Genomic DNA, 344 nt, shown 5'->3' on the forward strand with positions numbered 1-344 from the left:
TCGTCCTGAGCCAGGATCAAACTCTCCGATAAAGTAGTTTGACTGACTACGCACATCGCTGTGCGATTTTATAATAAAACTTGAATTAACAGGTACGTTTTGTCTTGTTTAGTTTTCAAAGATCATTTTTTATCGCTTTGTTAAAGTAACTTTATTAGTATACAACGTCACTTTCTCAAAGTCAACAACTTTTTTATTTTTAATTGCACTAATGTGCAACTGCTTGGCGGCGTCCTACTCTCACAGGGGGAAACCCCCGACTACCATCGGCGCTGAAGAGCTTAACTTCCGTGTTCGGCATGGGAACGGGTGTGACCTCTTCGCTATCGCCACCAAACAATTGA

General features: G+C 41.6%; 1 rRNA gene. It reads right to left on the reverse strand.

Going from position 1 to position 344, the window contains the following annotated elements:
• Nucleotides 1–221 precede the first annotated feature (221 nt).
• Nucleotides 222–337, reverse strand: a 5S ribosomal RNA gene (rrf, locus tag WA325_RS21295).
• Nucleotides 338–344: the final 7 nt, after the last annotated feature.

The organism is Bacillus sp. 205(2023), from assembly GCF_037027485.1.
GTDB lineage: Bacteria > Bacillota > Bacilli > Bacillales > Bacillaceae > Bacillus > Bacillus halotolerans.